The 16,320-nt window shown below is 34.6% G+C and carries 14 protein-coding genes, 2 tRNA genes and 1 pseudogene; 14 read left to right on the top strand and 3 right to left on the bottom strand.

Annotated elements, in window-relative coordinates:
* Positions 1–91 precede the first annotated feature (91 nt).
* From HWV54_RS00615 to HWV54_RS00555, 13 genes and pseudogenes are all read left to right on the top strand, one after another.
* Entirely contained in the window at positions 92–1,306 is a 1,215-nt protein-coding gene (locus tag HWV54_RS00615) for an AI-2E family transporter (RefSeq protein WP_005865217.1), read from the top strand.
* Entirely contained in the window at positions 1,299–1,985 is a 687-nt protein-coding gene (gene hdaA, locus HWV54_RS00610; protein WP_005865219.1) for a DnaA regulatory inactivator HdaA, read from the top strand. The genes HWV54_RS00615 and hdaA overlap by 8 nt, the downstream gene beginning before the upstream one ends.
* Positions 1,986–2,785: 800 nt before the next feature.
* Positions 2,786–2,862, top strand: a tRNA-Pro gene (locus HWV54_RS00605).
* Positions 2,863–2,952: 90 nt separating this feature from the next.
* On the top strand, positions 2,953–3,258 hold the full coding sequence (locus HWV54_RS00600; RefSeq protein ID WP_005865221.1) for an ETC complex I subunit: 306 nt from the start codon (positions 2,953–2,955) through the stop codon (positions 3,256–3,258).
* 39 nt (positions 3,259–3,297) lie between these two features.
* Positions 3,298–3,374: transfer RNA gene (locus HWV54_RS00595), tRNA-Arg, on the top strand.
* Between the two features lie 360 nt (positions 3,375–3,734).
* Positions 3,735–4,085, top strand: a pseudogene (locus HWV54_RS00590) (phage terminase large subunit); the annotation flags it as partial.
* Positions 4,086–4,481: 396 nt separating this feature from the next.
* Positions 4,482–5,312 carry a septal ring lytic transglycosylase RlpA family protein gene (locus HWV54_RS00585; RefSeq protein WP_005865225.1) on the top strand — a complete coding sequence of 277 codons (831 nt, stop codon included), beginning with the start codon at positions 4,482–4,484 and terminating at the stop codon, positions 5,310–5,312.
* 355 nt (positions 5,313–5,667) lie between these two features.
* On the top strand, positions 5,668–6,831 hold the full coding sequence (locus HWV54_RS00580) for a D-alanyl-D-alanine carboxypeptidase family protein (protein WP_005865227.1): 1,164 nt from the start codon (positions 5,668–5,670) through the stop codon (positions 6,829–6,831).
* A gap of 29 nt (positions 6,832–6,860) precedes the next feature.
* Entirely contained in the window at positions 6,861–7,496 is a 636-nt protein-coding gene (tmk, locus tag HWV54_RS00575; protein ID WP_005865229.1) for a dTMP kinase, read from the top strand.
* A gap of 5 nt (positions 7,497–7,501) precedes the next feature.
* The gene (locus HWV54_RS00570; protein ID WP_005865231.1) at positions 7,502–8,557 is read left to right on the top strand and encodes a DNA polymerase III subunit delta'; all 1,056 of its coding nucleotides are present in this window, start codon (positions 7,502–7,504) and stop codon (positions 8,555–8,557) included.
* 61 nt (positions 8,558–8,618) lie between these two features.
* Positions 8,619–10,178: a methionine--tRNA ligase gene (metG, locus tag HWV54_RS00565; RefSeq protein ID WP_005865233.1), complete on the top strand. Its 1,560-nt coding sequence runs from the start codon at positions 8,619–8,621 to the stop codon at positions 10,176–10,178.
* Positions 10,168–10,941, top strand: a complete 774-nt coding sequence (locus HWV54_RS00560) for a TatD family hydrolase (protein WP_005865235.1) — start codon at positions 10,168–10,170, stop codon at positions 10,939–10,941. Before metG ends, HWV54_RS00560 begins: the two co-directional genes overlap by 11 nt.
* 10 nt (positions 10,942–10,951) lie before the next feature.
* Positions 10,952–11,767 carry an MBL fold metallo-hydrolase gene (locus HWV54_RS00555; RefSeq protein WP_005865237.1) on the top strand — a complete coding sequence of 272 codons (816 nt, stop codon included), beginning with the start codon at positions 10,952–10,954 and terminating at the stop codon, positions 11,765–11,767.
* A gap of 538 nt (positions 11,768–12,305) precedes the next feature.
* Here the strand turns inward: HWV54_RS00555 and HWV54_RS00550 are convergent.
* The 3 genes from HWV54_RS00550 to pcsA are packed head-to-tail and all read right to left on the bottom strand — an operon-like array spanning position 12,306 to position 14,554.
* The gene (locus HWV54_RS00550) at positions 12,306–12,707 is read right to left on the bottom strand and encodes a DUF6163 family protein (protein ID WP_005865241.1); all 402 of its coding nucleotides are present in this window, start codon (positions 12,705–12,707) and stop codon (positions 12,306–12,308) included.
* Positions 12,704–13,750, bottom strand: a complete 1,047-nt coding sequence (locus HWV54_RS00545; protein WP_005865243.1) for an enoyl-CoA hydratase/isomerase family protein — start codon at positions 13,748–13,750, stop codon at positions 12,704–12,706. Before HWV54_RS00545 ends, HWV54_RS00550 begins: the two co-directional genes overlap by 4 nt.
* 21 nt (positions 13,751–13,771) lie before the next feature.
* A complete protein-coding gene (gene pcsA / locus HWV54_RS00540) occupies positions 13,772–14,554 on the bottom strand; it encodes a phosphatidylcholine synthase (protein ID WP_005865245.1) in 783 nt (260 codons plus the stop codon).
* Between the two features lie 216 nt (positions 14,555–14,770).
* On the opposite strand from pcsA, the gene HWV54_RS00535 reads away from it, so the two are divergent.
* Complete coding sequence (locus HWV54_RS00535; protein WP_005865247.1) at positions 14,771–15,988, top strand: UbiH/UbiF family hydroxylase; 1,218 nt, start codon at positions 14,771–14,773, stop codon at positions 15,986–15,988.
* Positions 15,989–16,320: the final 332 nt, after the last annotated feature.

The following is a 16,320-nucleotide window of genomic DNA, read 5'->3' as shown; positions in this document are numbered from 1 at the left end:
AAATAAGCAACTTTACTTGTGAGCTATGTTGAAGAAGTTTATAATCTTGAAGAAGTTTATAATCTTTTTGAAGAGTTTTTTAGGGTATTTTATGAACAAGATATCAGATAATCACGGACAATCTTCTTGGCAGCTTATGAAGAAAAAAATGCGTGAGAATAGATCTCATGATTGTTATAAGACTTATGTACCAGCTTACACTCAAGTACCGTTACCAAATGATATGAAGAAACAAATTTTTTTCTGGCTTGGTACCTTGGTTTTTTTCATTCTTTTTATGTTTGTTTTTGGATCTATTTTACTTCCTTTTGTAGCAGGGATTGTATTGGCTTATTTTCTTAATCCTATTGTTCAATTGCTTGAAAAATTTGGAATTCGTCGTGTTTTGGGCACTATCCTTATTACTTTGTTTATTGTTGTTATTTTTGTTGCTGCTTTAATTATTTTGATTCCCATCGTTAGTTGGCAAATACAGCAATTTGTGAGTGATGGTTTACCCATTTATATTAATCGTATTCAAAATTTTTTCGTTGAGCATGATTTTGATTGGGTGAGGCGTTATTTTGGAAGTGATCCAAATGAATTACAGAGTAATATTAAAGGGCTTTTAGGAAAAAGTTCTGACTTTATTACATCTCTCTTGAATTCACTTTTAAAGTCAGGGAAATCTATCGTTAATATTGTCAGTCTATTTGTCGTGGCACCTGTAGTAACATTTTACATGTTATTGGATTGGCCTCGTATGGTTGCAGCAATTGATTCGTTGATACCGCGCGATCATCTTGAAACTGTTCGCAGTATTTTTCATGAAATGGATAGAGCTATTGCTGGTTTTGTTCGTGGACAAGGAACAGTTTGTTTAATATTGGGAGGATATTATGCTATTGGTCTGACTATTACCGGACTCAATTTTGGGCTTTTGATTGGTATGTTTATTGGCCTTATTAGCTTTGTTCCTTATATTGGCACAATAAGTGGCTTTGTACTCTCTGTTGGTGTTGCATGGGTCCAGTTCTACCCCAATAATTGGGGGTGTATCATCCTTGTTATGATTCTCTTTTTAATTGGTCAATTTATTGAAAGCTACATTCTTCAACCAAAACTTGTGGGGTCATCAGTAGGGCTACATCCAGTGTGGTTGATGTTTGCACTTTTTGCTTTTTCTTCACTCTTTGGTTTTACTGGTATGCTTGTTGCTATTCCTGCAGCTGCGGCTGTTGCTGTTTTGGTTCGTTTTGCTCTTCATACTTATCTTAATTCTCAGATGTATTCGCGAAGTGAAAATTCGGAGTTGCTAGATGAGTAGGTGTGAAACGCAATTGTCCTTAAATTTTTCTTATAATTCGGTTTTCCAATTAGATGATATAGTGGTGACAGAAAGCAATCGTATGGCTTTTCAGCTTATTGATCAGTGGCCAAACTGGATCTTACCTATTGCAGTTTTGGTTGGAAAAGAAGGATCTGGAAAAACACACTTTTCTAGTGTGTGGGCACAAAAATCTCATGCTTTGAGTTTTCATCGCAATGAAATTGATCAAGCTGTTGCAATGGCTGCTTCAGGAAGGCCGTTTTTAATTGAAGATATTGATGCTGGTGAAATTAGTGAGACGGGGCTTTTTCACTTAATTAATAGTGTTAAGCAAGCAAATCTTGATACATGCCAAGCTACTTTGTTGATAACTGCCCGTGCAGTACCATCAGCGTGGAATTTAAAGTTAAGTGATTTAAAAAGTCGCCTTAATTCAGTTATGTTGGTTGCAATTAATCAGCCTGATGATGCGTTATTAACAGCTGTTGCTTTCAAACTTTTTTCTGATAAGCAAATTATTGTTCATCCGGATACTGTTTACTATCTTGTAAGCCGTTGTGAGCGTTCTTTATTTTCATTGAGACACGTTATTGATTCTGTTGATCAGTTGGCGTTACAAAGAAAGAGCAAAATAACGCGCTCTGTCATTAGTGAAGTCCTTAATATGAAAATTTAGTAAACACTGTTTCTGAGCACGTTGCATTTTACTTAATGGAAAAAAGTGCTCTTCTTTTACTGCTATGGTAGTGTACAGAGCGAAATGCTATTCTATTTACGCTTTCCATTTTTTATGGATCTGTTGGGAATGAAAAAGACAATGTATTTTTATTTTTTTCTTTAACATAATAGCGATTTTCTTTTAAATATGTCTGATACATTGTAAGAATGATTTTAAAATTTCTAATTTATAATATTGCGTTTTTTCTACAGTTCGTGTGAGTATATCAAGCATTAAAAATAAGTTTAGGGGCGAAAGAAGCTTTCTTTTTTTCTCTAACGAAAGTTTTATGATTTAAGAAAATTGATATTGTCAGGAGAGGGTAGAATTGAGAAAATGGTCAGATAAATAAAGTGATAGAAGGAGGTACTCAGTTTTGCTTATAATTCGTTTTGGGTTTCGTGTGAACAAAATCAAGATGTTGTAGTTTTATATATTGGGAATTTTTCGTGATGCTTAATTAGTATATTAGAATTTAGCCGTTAAATGTTTCTGATATCATGAAAATTTTTCCGAAGTAATATGAAAGTTATAAAGCTTTTATGGAGAAGCCGGTTATTTGTTGATGTGGATTGGATTCTTTCTTTTATGGATGTCATTTTTTTATTTCTGTCAATGAATATATGTTACTTAGCAGAAAAAATTTTAAAAAGTTCTTTCTTGTAAAGAAATACAACAAAATTTTTAGAAAAACGTGTTTTTCTCTTGCACTTCCGTTGTGAAAATTTTAGGGAATGTGCATAAATAATTGTAAATAGCGGAGCGTAGCGCAGCCTGGTAGCGCACCTGATTTGGGATCAGGGGGTCGTAGGTTCGAATCCTATCGCTCCGACCATGCTTGATTTTATGTGTTGAAATGGCCAAATTGGTGTGTGTGGTAAACAATTATCATTCAAGTGTTGTGATAGTTTGAAGGGCAATAACCATGATCGCTCGTATTTATAGTCCTGCAAAGACGGCTATGCAGTCAGGTAGAAGGAATACTGGTTTTTGGGTTTTGGAATATGAGCCGTTGCAGGCAAAAATGCTTGAGCCTCTTATGGGATATACATCGACTTCTGATATGAATAGTCAGATAAAAATCCAATTTAATAGTAAAGAAGAGGCAATTGCGTTTGTATGTAAGAATGCTATTCCTTATCGTGTTGAGAAAATACATAGATCGATTCGGCGTGTTGTTTCTTATTCTGATAATTTTCGCAGTGATAGGCAGCAATCTTGGACGCATTAAGTTTAAGGATGCCATTTTGAATTGAGAGAATAACCAGTTGGTCCCGTAGCTCAGCTGGATAGAGCAACGGCCTTCTAAGCCGTGGGTCACAGGTTCGAATCCTGTCGGGATCACCATTCAATTTTATCCATGTATAACGTATTGATTCTCCGTATTTTTTTTAAAGATTCGGGAACGTTAACAAAAGTTCGAAAATAAGATTTTCCAATATACCTCTATAAAGTTCATCTATTTCCTCTAACGTTCGCTAATAATTTTTTGAGAACCACTGTTTGAGATGTGCAAAGACATTATCTATTGCATCTACGAGACGCGCGAAATTGAGAATTTATTTGCTAAAGAATTGCATGCGTCTCACAGTGTGTAGAATCAGATATTTGGTTTTTGTGTAAAGATATTTCCTACAGTGATGCTTGTAATGATGCTAAAGCTCTTGAAAATCCTGATAAAAATGATGCTTATGATATGCTTAATAACGCGCCATTGAAGCGCATGACTTTTTAAAGGACTATTACAAGGTTGGGGAGTCGTCGATTAAGTCGATAGATGGTCGTATAGCCTTTCAGTTTTCTGGACTTGACCGGAATATTGCAAGTATCAAATCCATGGGGCGGATTTTGCTTTGTTGGGTTGATGAGGCAGAGCCAGTGACGGAAACAGCTTGGCAAAGGCTTATACCGACTTTGAGAGAAGAGGGAGAGGGATGGCGGGCAGAGTTATGGGTGACATGGAACCCATTGCGAGAGAATGCCCCCGTTGAGAAGCGGTTTCGTTTTTCCAACAATGAGGCAATCAAGCGTGTGGAGATCAACTGGTCAGATAATCCGATCTGAGACCTATAAGCATAGATGTATATACTTAGCTTTTCTCATTAGGTTATGGAAGTTTTCTAGATTAATTAAAATGCTTTATCACTATTATTAAGAATCATTCTACATGTTTCAATTTACATTATGAAAATATATTCTTTATAAGGATATTGATTTATTTAATTTTTTTAATTCATTTATTATGTCTATAAAATTACATTTCATTTGCAAAACAAAAAAATATTAATAATATATTAATTTCTTGATAAATGATAAAATTTCAGATACTACAAGTACGCGAGGAGAATCATCCGGAAATGTGAACTTCCCTATCGCTTAGAAAAAATACGATATGGTTTTGTAGTAAATACTCAATTAGAAATAAATATTAATTAGAAATGAGCGGGCTAATAAATGCTTTTAAATAGCAAAGAAAAGTTTATTTCCATTCTTAATTCGACATTTCAATTTCTTTCTGTAGTCGTTATGGCTCAGTTATTGGTATCTTGCTGTGCGAGCCAAACAGCACATTTTGTAATAAAAAGTTTTCATAATAATAAAGCCGATGACGTAAAGACTACTGTTTTGTCTAAAAAAAATTCAAGAGAGCAAAATCAATCAAAAGAAAAGAGAAAAGGACGGGCTATTGTTGGTAAACCATACAAAATAAAAGGAAAGTGGTATTATCCCCAAAATGATCCAACCTATAAACGTGTTGGAGAAGCATCATGGTATGGTTCAGATTTTCATGGGCGTTTAACAGCAAACGGTGAGGTCTATGACATGAACCTTTTAACTGCTGCTCATCCTACAATGCCTTTACCTAGTTATGCTCGTGTTACTAATCTGAAAAATGGATCTTCTATCATTGTTAGAGTAAATGATCGCGGTCCTTTTATGAAGGATAGAATCATTGATTTATCAAAGCAAGCTGCACAAATACTTGGTTATGCAAATGCAGGTGTGACAAATGTTAAAGTGGAGTATGTTTCTGAAGCACCTGTTGGCTATTATGATGCTGCTTATTTAATGGCTTCTTACATATCAGGGAATGATGCTTCGTCCTCGTTAGCATTTACGGGGATTCCGAAAGAAAATATCACACTAGAGAGATTTAGTGCTAATAGCCAAAAACACTCCAATAAAATTCTTTCAGTAAAATTGCCAGAAAATGGTCCAATTTTAATTAGTAAGCCAGTGTTATTTGATCAAGTGGCTTTTGTAAATAAGCTAAGCAAAAAATAAGACTCAACTAATTATAGCTGTTTAAAGAGAAAGCAATGTTTGTTTTTTGTAATGAATTTTCAAATTGCGGGTGATTAAAAGTTGTTCATTCTAGTAAGCTTTTCATTTTAAAAGAAAAAGTGGAACTATTGATTGTTATGAAATAATATGATGCTCTCCTCCATTTAAAAAATTAAGAAATAAACCTTACGCGTGAAACTAAAAAGAGAGTGTAGCATGTTGGTTTATTTTGTTGATACTGAGAAAAAATAGAAACCTTTTCTAATTTTGGGATGGGATTCTCAGTTTACAGCAAAACAAATCTTTTCTTGTATAAGAAGATTCTTTATGCTCTTTCTTAAGAGGAGAAGCAGCTATGCGTACGGCGTTAAGGGTTTTATTTACTTTATTTTGGATATTAATATTGGATGAGTGGGGGAGAGCGCAAAATTTTCAAAGTTCTGCTTCACAGTTGTTGTTACTAGATAATGATACAGGTACAATACTTTTTGAGAAACAAAGTGATATTACCTTTTTTCCAGCTTCGTTAACAAAATTGATGACAGCTGAAGTTATATTTCATCAATTAAAAGAAGGCTTGTTAAGCAGTACACAAAAATTCAAAGTAAGTGAAAATGCTTGGCACAAAGGTGGAGCACCCTCTGGTACAACCACTATGTTTGCAAAAATAAATTCAGAAATTAGTATTTCTGATCTTTTGCATGGTTTAATTATTGTCAATGGAAATGATGCTGCAATTATTCTTGCTGAAGGTGTATCGGGAAGTGAGGCTGATTTTGCAAAACTGATGAATCAGAGAGCAAAAATACTCGGACTATCACATAGTCATTTTGTTAATGCGACTGGGCTTCCTGAAGAGGGACAGTTGGTGACGTTGCGTGATATGGTCACATTAGCTCGTCACATTGTTCGTGAATATCCTGATTATTATACGCTTTATCGCAAACCTCATTTTACTTGGAATAATATTTTTCAACGTAACAAAAATCCTCTTATTTCTAAAAAAATTGGTGTAGAGGGATTTGGTTTTGGTTACAGTGAAGATGAAGGTTTTTCAATGGTTGTGTCTGTCTATAAAAATCATAGGCGTCTTTTTTTAGCGATAAATGGTTTGAAAGATGGCAAGAGGAAAGCAAAAGAAGTAGAGCACATTCTTCAATGGGGGATGACAGCTTTTGATCTTAAAACGATTTTCACAAAAGGAGAAACTGTTGGTTGTGCTTCTGTTTATGGTGGGACGCAAAATTCTGTTTCGCTTATTGTTCAAGAGCCGATAAGCTTTATGCTTTCGAATGAAAAAAAAATGAATATTAAAGCAAAAATTAAATATCATGGTCCATTGAAAGCACCTATCATTTTAGGACAATCGGTTGGTGTTATTCAAATTTTAGAAGATAAAAAAGTTCTTCTCGAAAAACCGGTTTTTGCTGGAAAAAATGTTCAGGAAGGGAGCTTCTTTACAAAAGTAAAAAATGCATTCTATGAAATAACAATTGGATGGTTACGGAAATATTTTTAATGAGTGCTAATAAAGGTTAAGGTTCATACGTGTCAGGTTATTTTATTACATTTGAGGGAGGAGAGGGAGCAGGAAAAACAACGCAAATTTCTTTGCTCGCTCAGTATCTTTCTAGCAAAGGTTACGATATCGTTATAACACGAGAACCTGGAGGAACGGCGGGTGCAGAAGCAATCCGTCATGTTTTATTGTCTGGCCAAGCACAACGGTATGGTTCTTTAATTGAAGCATCTTTGCTTACAGCAGCACGTACCGATCACGTCAGCGAAGTTATTATACCAGCATTGCAAAAAGGAAAAGTCGTTTTATGTGATCGCTTTATTGATTCTACTCGAGTGTATCAAGGACTCAATGATACTGTGAGTTCTTCTATTCTTACCGTTTTAGAATGTATTGCTCTCAATGGGATAATGCCTCATCTAACATTTTTATTAGATATATCAGCAACATATGGTATGAAACGCGCGGAAATGCGAAGAAAGCAAGCAGAAACGATTGATTATTTTGAAAAAGATGATTTAGAGATTCAAGAACAAAGGCGCCGAGCTTTTTTGCAATTAGCAAAACAGGAACCTCATAGATTTCGAGTGATTGATGCTACAGATGCAATAGAGGTTATTGCAGAAAAAATAAGAAATATTTGTGATCAGGTATTGTTGGGATAGTTTGCATGAATGATGTAAATATTTTGCGCCAATATGACGATATCGATACAGTTTTATCACCTTCACAAAATAATATGATCTTTGGTCATAAGGAAGCTCGCCATTTTTTTACGCAAATGCGTAAGGAAAGGCATTTACCTCATGCATTATTATTTGAAGGAGAGCATGGAATTGGAAAAGCCACATTGGCATTTCATCTTGCTTGGAATATTTTAAGCTCTCAAAAGGGCAATTTTCTGCAACCTGAACATAATTCTATTACATGGCGCAAAATTATGCAGGGCTGTCATCCTGGTCTTCTGCATATTTCACGCCGCTTTGATTTAAAAACACAAAAGTTCAAAACAGGTATACTCATTGATGACATCCGCGATGTTATGCATTTTTTAAACCAAACATCGCAAGATAATGGATGGCGTATTATTATTATTGATCCCGCGGAAGATATGAATAGAAGTGCGGCTAATGCAATTCTTAAAATTCTTGAGGAACCTCCTGCAAAGACTTTGTTCATTATTATCACGCACTCTTCAAGAAAACTACTCTCAACAATTCGCTCACGATGCCAACGTATTTCTTTGCGTCCATTGCGTGATGATGAGATGAAAAAAGTCATTACACATATTTTTTTAAATCGGGATTTACCTGATGAAAAAACCATTGAAATGATTATTCAGAGATCCAAAGGAAGTCCTCGAAAAGCTGCTTTACTTATTTGCCATGGCGGTTTTGAAATTGTTAAAACCATTGATAATCTTTTGGAGCAATCTTTTTGTAATCCTGCTATTGTACACACTCTTGCACAAACACTTTCGTCTTTTTCTTCAGCTGTCCAATTTCAACAATTTTGTGATGAACTTCTTTATAAAATTCAAAAAAAAACTATCATGCATGTTGAAAGGGGGGAGTTAGCTCTTTCAAAAAAATGTGCACAAGCGTGGCAACACATTTATCAAGAGATAGAAGAAGTACAAGCATTTAATCTTGATAAGAAGCAATTCATTATTAACTTGTTTTTTAAAGTTCATAAAATCATTCACAAGAGTGAGCTTTTTCCGTGACAATGTGATTAACAGACGTTATGTCAAGGTATCTTTTATTGCGTTTCACAATGAGTATGACATGCGTGACACATATTACATAACTACTCCGATTTTTTATCCTAATGGTACTCCACATATTGGGCATGCCTATAGTGCAATTGTAAGCGATGTTTTGGCCCGTTTCCAAAGATTAGACGGAAAAAATGTATTCTTTCTCTCTGGTACGGATGAGCACGGCTTAAAGATGCAACAAACAGCAGCAGCATTGGGTATGACACCTAAGCAACTTGCAGATCGTAATAGTGCAGTGTTTCAAAAAATGCTTGCAGTCTTAAATTGTTCTAACGATGATTTCATCCGTACAACAGAAAAGCGCCATTATGAAGCTTGTCAGGAAATTTGGAAAAAAATGGAAGCTAATGGTGATATTTATCTTGGTCGTTATACTGGTTGGTATTCGGTGCGTCAGGAAGCATATTATGAAGAGAAAGATACTGAAATTGGAGAAGATAACATCCGTCGGGAAAAAGAGTTAGGCTCTCCAGTCGAATGGAATGAGGAGGAAAGTTATTTTTTTAGACTTTCTAATTATGAAAAGGCTCTTCTTAAACATTATGAGAAAAACCCTGATTTTGTTGCTCCACGTGAACGATGTAACGAAGTTATAAGTTTTATCAAATCGGGTTTAAAAGATATTTCTATTTCACGGGCAAGTTTTAATTGGGGAGCTACTGTTCCAAATAATCCAAAGCACGTTATGTATGTTTGGGTTGATGCGCTTACGAATTATTTATCAGCAATTGGTTTTTTTGATGAAAATTCAAAAAAACGTGATTTTTGGCCTGCAAATACTCATATCATTGGTAAAGATATTCTTCGTTTTCACGCAGTTTATTGGCCAGCATTTTTAATGTCTGCTGGAATTGAACTCCCTAAGCATATTTTTGCTCATGGTTTTTTACTCAATCACGGTGCAAAAATGTCAAAATCCATTGGAAATGTCGTTGATCCTTTTGAAATGGTCAATCACTATGGTCTTGATCAATTTCGTTATTTTCTACTTCGTGAAGTGCCATTTGGACAAGATGGCAGTTATAGTCATGATGGTTTTTTAAAACGTATTAATGCTGATCTTGCTAATGATCTTGGTAATTTAGCACAGCGCTCTTTGTCCATGATTGCCAAAAATTGCAATGCGAAAGTTCCTGTACCAGGGACTTTTTTAGTTCAAGATGAACAGCTTTTGGAACAATCTCTTCAAACGCTTAAGTTTGTGCGCCAAGCCATGTCTTCTTACGGATTGCATTTAGCTCTTTCAGCTATTTTTTCAATCGTGACAGATACTAATCGTTATTTTGCTAGCGAAAAACCTTGGAGTTTACGAAACAATAATCCAGAAAGATTTTCTACAGTTCTTTACATAACTGTAGAAATTTTGCGGCGTATAGGAATCATGCTCTTGCCTTTCATACCACAGTCAGCGGCTAAGCTTCTTAATAGCCTTGCGATTGCTGAAGATAAGCGGTCATTATATCATATAAGTCATTCAAAAATTCAAGAAGATCTTGATCTTCCGCCACCAGAACCAATCTTTCCCCGTTATATCTTGAAGAAAGATGAGACTCACCATGTTGATTGATACACATTGCCATCTTGATTTTGAAGATTTTTCACAAGATTTGGATAGTTTTATCCAACGTGCTTTAGATGCTGATGTTAAACGTATGATAACGATTTCAACCCGTGTCCGTCAGTTGGATAAACTTTTAGCAATTGTGCAAATGTATGATCAAGTATTTTGTTCTGTTGGGACGCATCCAAATTATGCACATGAAGAACAAAATATTACAGCTGAAGAACTTATTCACCTCTCGAAGAATCCTAAAATTGTTGCATTTGGAGAAGTGGGTCTTGATTATCATTATGATTCTTCTTTTTCAGAAGAGCAAAAAAAAGTTTTTCAAGAACATATCATAGCTTCTCGAGAAACACAAATTCCTCTTGTCATACATTCACGCAATGCTGATTCGGATATGGAAAAAATATTACGTGAACAAATAAAAGAAGGTGCTTTTCCATTTGTACTTCATTGTTATTCATCTGGGATGCAACTCGCTCGTGCTGCCATTGAACTTGGTGGTTATATTTCTTTTTCAGGTATTCTAACTTTTAAAAATGCGCTTGAAATCCGTGAAATAGCAAAAATTGTGCCTCATGAGTATTTATTGGTGGAAACAGATGCGCCATTTTTAGCTCCTGTTCCTCATCGAGGAAAAACAAATGAGCCATCTTTTTTATGTTATACAGCGGCTATTTTAGCTGAAACAATTAGCTTAGGTATTGAAGAGATAGCTCAAATAACCACGCAGAATGCTTTTCGTTTATTTAGCAAAATGAAATAAGGCAAAAGGTATGTTTGATCGATACCGATTCACAATATTAGGCTGTGGTTCTTCTCCGGGGGTTCCTCGCCCAAATGGTGATTGGGGAGCTTGTGATCCCAATAACCCTAAAAATAAACGCTACAGAAGTTCTTTGTTAATTGAACGCATTCATACGTCAGGAAAAAAAACAACAGTCGTGATTGATACTGGTCCAGATTTTAGATCACAAATGATTGATGTCTGTGTAAACCATCTTGATGCTGCACTTTATACGCATTCTCACGCAGATCATATACACGGTATTGATGATTTACGTAGTTATGCACTTGCCCAAAAATGTTTAATAGATATTTATGCAGATACATTCACACTAAAGCATTTAAAAAACGCTTTCGGATATTGTTTTAAAACACCAAAAGGTTCATCTTATTCACCTATTTTAAAAGCCCATCTTATCAATGAAGATAGTCAATTTATAGTTCAGGGGCAGGGCGGAGCAATAACCGTCAATACGCATTTACAATATCACGGTAATATTCATTCTTTAGGTTTTCGTATTGGTAATGTTGCTTACTGTACAGACGTTAGCAAATTTCCTGAAAAAACACTACCCAAATTAATGAATTTGGAGATTTTAATTATTGAGGCTCTTCAATTTGAATCTCATCCAAGTCATCTTTCTGTTGATCAAGCATTACAATGGATAAAATATTTGCAGCCCAAAAAAGCCATACTTACACATATGGACAGATCGCTTGATTACAATAAGGTTATAAACTACGTTCCACCACATGTTGAACCTGCATATCAGGGACTTATTTTTGAAACAGATGCACAATTTTAAGAACCAAATATTTTCTGCTTTATGTGTGGGAGGCATTCTAAAGTAAGAAGTAAAAACATTGTAATGCTGATGTAAAACAGTTTTGCCTAATTATTGACACAATTTTGTTTAAAAAAAGGAATATGCGACATATATATGATTAATGTGTCTAAATTAGGATCCATATCGTTACGATCTTACGACCTTTATCATATTATCGCATAATATATATTATGGAACTTTTAATGAATATTAAGGGGTAATTGATATGACAGCAGCATTTTGGGGAACTATAGCAGCAGTAATTTGGCTACTTTCAACATTGGAAGTTATAAATAACAGTGGAATTTATTAATGTTAGTGTAAAAGTGTATAGGAGTAAATTTATATGTTAATACCAGCGTTGTGGGGAACTGTAGCAGCATTAATTTGGATATTTTCATCAAAGGCTAATAGTTCTTTGGATTTATGGTGGGTAGCTTTTTCTTAGAGAAATTTATGGTCTTTAAAATTAAAAATCGGGCCAATTATTTTGGCCCGAAAACCTAAGTTGCATAAGCTAGTAATCTTTTGTATAATTCCTTATAATTTGTAGTATTATAAAGATTAAAAATAATATTCCATGAAATAATGGTATAAATGGTTGATCAATAGAAATAGTATTGGAATAATACGTCATTAATGTTTCAGTAAGTACTGCGATGCACCATAAAACAATTCCCCACAATGAATACATCCAAAGTCCAATTAAAGCGATAGGATAAATAATAGCCAATGTGGCTGATGCAAACTGCCAATGCCATGGCATAAGATCAAAACGCCATAAAATGTTTGGAAATATACCAACAAGACGTATCCAATAGAAAATACTTAAACCTAAGCAAATGAGTGCTAAAAATCGCAAATAGCAGTTATAAATTAAATTGACTTTTGAAATCTGTTTTTGAAGATTGGTTTTCAAAATAATAACTCTTTTGCAATTGGTTGAAAGTAAGCATCTATCATTTCATCTGTTATATTTGAAAGTTTGTCTGGTTGCCATTTCGGCGTTTTGTCCTTATCAATTAGCATTGCACGTACACCTTCGTAGAAATCATGTGAATTAATCATATGATGTGCGATGCGATTTTCAATTTTCACGCAATCTTCCAAAGTTAAATTTTGATTTTGTTTCATTTGCTTCCAGATAACTTTTAAACTTGTTGGAGAACGTGTCTGCAACATATCATAACATTCTTTGGCGAATAAAATACCTTCATTGCTTTTTTTATGAAGTAATTCAATACATTCTTCTAGCGTATGGACACCAAAACAAGTGTTGATAATACAGCGTATTTCATGACTTGTTTCATAGTCTTGTATGATTGCTCGCTCGTTTAAAGCTAATTCAGGATTTCCTTGTTCAATAATAGCTTTTTTGATGCATTCTAATTCAATTTCAGGAACAGCATGTGTGGCTAACCTTAAGTTTAAACAATCTCCCCATTTTATATGGGCACCAGTCAATGCAAGATAGATGCCAAAGTGATTGGGAAGTGATGGTAAAAAAAAGCTTGCGCCAACATCTGGAAAAAATCCAATAGCGCTTTCTGGCATAGCAAAGAGTGTATTTTCTGTAACAATTCGATGTGAGCCATATATAGAAATACCTACTCCTCCTCCCATCCAAATTCCGTTTAAAAAAGAAATGTAAGGCTTTGAAAAGCGTTTTATATAAGTATTTAGGCGGTATTCATCTCTAAAATATTGGTAAGACGAGGACTTTTTTCTCATGTGGTAAATTTCTACAACATCTCCACCAGCGCAAAAAGCACGCCCCTCACCTTCAACTAAGACGCAAGAAACATCATCATCTCTTTCCCATGTACTAAGAGCTTTTTTTAAAGCAAGAACCATTCGTTGATTAAGAGCGTTTAATGCTGAAGGGCGTGTGAGCTTTATAATACCAGCACGCCCTTCTTTTGTGAAAAAAATTTCATCACCTGCCCCAAAATCAATTTGCATCTTATCCCCATTCTAAAATATCTATCTTTTTATTTTGTTAAGATTTTTTACCCCTAATTGAGGAAATAGTTGCATGATAGCACCAATACAATACATATAAATTCCTGTGATTGTAATTCCTATCTTAACCCAAGTTGGAGAATCTAGTTGATAAAAAAATGCGATAACACCAAAGGAACACCATAAAAGAAAAATTGAAAAATTAAGCTTACGCAAACGGATAACTCTTACTGGATGAATGAAATAAATTGGTAAAAAAGATATAATTGCCGACAAAGCAATAATGGTAAAAGTGATCCACTCTCCTGGTCTTACTACAAAAAACATAAAAACCATCATATTCCAAACTACAGGAAATCCTTTAAAAAAATTTTCTTTAGTTTTCATTCCAGTATCTGCATAATAAATAGCTGATGAAATGACAATGATAGCACTTAATAAAAATGACAATCCTGAACTCATTAAACCACTTTGATAAAGTGCAAAAGCTGGGATTAAGACATAGGTTACATAATCAATAATGTTATCCAAGAGCTCCCCTGACCATGTTGGAAGTATGTATTTAACATCAAGTTTGCGCGCAATTGGACCATCTATACCATCAACGAGAAGTGCAAGCCCAAGCCAACAAAACATAGCAGTCCATTCTTTTTGGGAAGCTGATATAAGAGAAAGAAATGCCAAAAATGAACCCGAAGCTGTTAGTAAATGGACAGAAAAGGCCTTTGCTTGTGGCATCGTTACTTTTTTGTGACGCAAGCGATCAGCATGTGTTTCGATTTTTTTTGTTAGCCTGTGTTTCAAGTTTTCTTATCCTCGTCTTTAAAGTTTTCCATCGTTTACTAACACGCTATTTTTTATCCATGATAGAATTTATCGCAAAAAAAATCACAAAAAGGTTACTTTTTTATATCCCATTACTTATTACATAATATATTAGAAGTACTTTATACAATAAAAAGAGATTGTTGATTTAGAAATGTTAAAATATTTAGTAAATGGTGAAAGGCTCAAGTTGTTGTGACATTTGAAAAAAACGAGTGTAAAAATATTGCTGTCATTGGTGCTGGCCCAGTCGGTATGTTAGCAGCACTGTGTCTTGCGCATAAGGGCTATTCTGTTTGTCTGATCGGTCCATCTGTTCATGCAGATGAATTACGAACAACCGCTCTTATGATGCCAGCAGTGCATACGCTTCAAAAACTTAAAATTTGGGATATTCTTAAGACACATGCAGCGGCTTTATCTCACATTAGAATCATAGATATCACCTCTAGGACAGTGCGTGCTCCTACTATAAATTTTTCTTCCGTTGAAATTGGTGAAGAAGCTTTTGGTTATAATATCCCTAATGTAGAGCTGAATAACGCTTTACTCGATTCTATTATGCATACGCCCAATATTACAAGATTTATTTCTTTAGCAAAGTCTTTTCATCAGAAAAACAGCCATGTATGTATTACTCTTGCAGATGGTAGAGTTATTCGAACATCTTTTGTTGTTGCTGCTGATGGACGCCATTCTTTAGCACGAGCGGCAGCGGGTATAGCTACCAAACAATGGAATTATCCACAAAAAGCACTTGTTCTCAATTTTTCTCATGATTTTTCTCATCAAAATACATCAACTGAATTTCATACAGAACATGGACCATTTACACAGGTTCCACTACCAGGGAAAAGATCTAGTCTTGTATGGGTTGTTACTCCTTCTCGTGCGGAGGAATTATTAAATATGGAGGCAAAAGAAATTGCAAAAGTAATCGAAGATCAGATGCAGTCAATGCTTGGAGCACTAACATTAGAAACGCCAATTCAAGCATGGCCTCTTTCAGGACTTATTTCTTATCGTTTTGCTGCTAACCGAACGATTTTAGTGGGTGAAGCAGCCCATGTTTTTCCTCCTATTGGAGCACAGGGATTGAATTTAGGATTTCGTGATGTTCAAACTTTGATTGATATTTTACCCAACAAAATATCTGATTCTTACTCTAAAATAATTATTACACGTTATAATAAGTGCCGCCAACCTGATATATTGATCCGAAGTGGATCTGTTCATATGCTTAACTTTTCTTTACTTTCTAATATGTTGCCTGTTCATATTATACGAAGTATTGGTTTTGGATTATTACGTCATTGCTTACCATTACGTAATTTATTTATGCGAGAAGGAATTTATCCTGGTTACGGCTTTAAAGAAATTATGCAAATATTTCCAGTCAAATTACCTAAATAACTCTATTGATATGTGAAAAATAAATTATACTGATTGGGATAAGTCGTTGAACAACAAAAATATCAAGTGCTGGTAAGAAAAACATTTCTGCTTTTCATATTTTTATAAAATATTTAAACTTAAGCATCGTTTCATTTCTTATATCATTTTTTATCTCTTTTAAGAAAAGAATAAAATTAAAACAAGATAGGCATTTTTTGCAAGAAAGTTTATTTATTTAATCACGTCAAAAATCTGTTTAATACGGCCAGATTGAAGGAAACTAATCCTAAAAAGTTCTTTTCACAACTGGAGAGTGTAAAAATCTTTTGTAAAATTCAAAGTATGGGGTG

The organism is Bartonella alsatica, from assembly GCF_013388295.1.
Taxonomy (GTDB): domain Bacteria; phylum Pseudomonadota; class Alphaproteobacteria; order Rhizobiales; family Rhizobiaceae; genus Bartonella; species Bartonella alsatica.
The sequence above is the reverse complement of the archived record's forward strand: the minus strand, read 5'-3'. Positions and strand labels throughout refer to the sequence as shown.